General features: G+C 40.6%; 2 protein-coding genes. Both read right to left on the bottom strand.

Annotated elements, in window-relative coordinates; translation table 11 throughout:
• On the bottom strand, positions 1 to 960 hold a 960-nt coding region (locus FIB07_01810; protein ID NJD51582.1), incomplete at its 3' end, for an ABC transporter permease.
• Position 961: 1 nt separating this feature from the next.
• A partial coding sequence (locus FIB07_01815) for an ABC transporter permease (protein ID NJD51583.1) occupies positions 962 to 1,753 on the bottom strand: 792 nt, incomplete at its 5' end.

Consider the following 1,753-nt stretch of genomic DNA (forward strand, 5'->3'; position numbering starts at 1 on the left):
TCCGTCTCCTATCAGTATACCTATTATCCCGAGAACTGCCGCCTCGATAATATATACCGACAATATCTGGAAATCTTTCATTCCTATGGCTTTCATTATACCAATTTGTCTTTGCTTATGGACTATATTGATATACAGTATAACCCCTACCGAAACAGCTGCTGCAAATAATCCGATCGCATTTATTGTGGCGATTATCTCCTTATATGTCCTGATTGTACTCCACATGGATTCCACTTCTTCTTTCCATTCTTTGACTTTCTGGATTCCAAGCTTTCCTGAAACTATATCTTTATACTGTCCTGAGAGAGCTTTATCTGAAAGCTTGATAAGAATGATCGATGCTTTGTTATTCAGATTTAACTGTTCTGCAGCTGCCTCAAAATTTACTATAACTGTATTAGTATCCATCGCCATCCCTGTGCGCAATACCCCCCTTATCCTGAACACCNTGGTATTTCCTTTTTCAAATACGATAGTTGCTTCATCCCCAACTTTGGCTTCTAACTCATCTGCCAGTCGATATGATATTAAAATCCCGTCTCTATCGTTAGCTTTCAGGGTTTCCCCTGAATCAATTTTGCTTAACAGGATTGTAACCCTGTTTTCTTTTGAAGGATCCAGAGCTATAATCCTCACAGACCTGGACTTTTCCTTATAAGATAATGCACCGCCTGTGGTAATTCTGGGAGAATAAGCGATTACTTCTTCCAGACCTTCAAGTTTTTGTTCTTTTATGCCCAACCCATCTATGTATCTGTCATTCTCATTCGGATAAATATTAAGGTGACCTGACGTGGTCTCCATTGTCCTTTCAAGGAAGTCATCGGTTATGCCGTCCATGACCCCGTTCAGGATGATAATATTTGCAGTTGATAGCGCAATAGCTATTGTAATTAAAAAAAACATTCGTTTATTTTTTTCGGCATCTTTTCTTGCATAAAAGAAAACACCTGACATCTTACTTCCCCCANATGGCTTTAATAATGTCCACCCTGCTTGCTTTGATAGCCGGATATACCCCGGCCAGTATTGTTACTGTAAAAGAAATGAGCGTTGCATTATAAAGCAGGTAATAGCCGAACCTTGCGCTTATCCATGTCTGCATTATGGCGTCGTAAAAAGGATGCGTTTCCAGGTACCAGGTTGCAAGGTATCCCACAATGTTCCCAATGGAAACTCCTATTACGCCAAAAAGCGCAGCCTCTATTATAAAAACCGTAAAAATGAAGGAGTCTTTCGCTCCTATGGCTTTCATTATCCCTATCTGCCTTCTTTTATGAAGTACATTTATGTATATTACTATNCCNACCGAGATNGCTGCNGCNATCAAGCCAACCGAGGATATAACAGCAGTAAAACCTTTCCATGCATCTGCAAAACTTAGCAAGAATTCGGTCTCTTCCTTCCATGTTTTAATATTACTTACTTCAAGATCCTGAATTAACCCCTGCTTGTATGTACCTGCCAGGTCCTTATCCGAAAGCCGAATCAGGATAACGGAAGCACTATTATCAATTGCAAGCTGCCTGTCAGCCTCAATAAGAGGCATTATAACTGTGGAGCCGTCAAAATCTTTGTCTCCAGTCCGGACAATCCCTTTTACATTATATAATTTGACCTGTCCGTTCTCAAAGGCAAGCTCCGCTTCATTCCCGACATCTAATTTCAGGTCTTCTGCAAGACGATAGGAAATAAGAATGGCATTCTTATCATTGGAGTCTATAGGCGCGCCCCTGTCGAGTTTTTGGAG

Source organism: Candidatus Methanoperedens sp., from assembly GCA_012026795.1.
Classification (GTDB): Archaea; Halobacteriota; Methanosarcinia; order Methanosarcinales; family Methanoperedenaceae; genus Methanoperedens.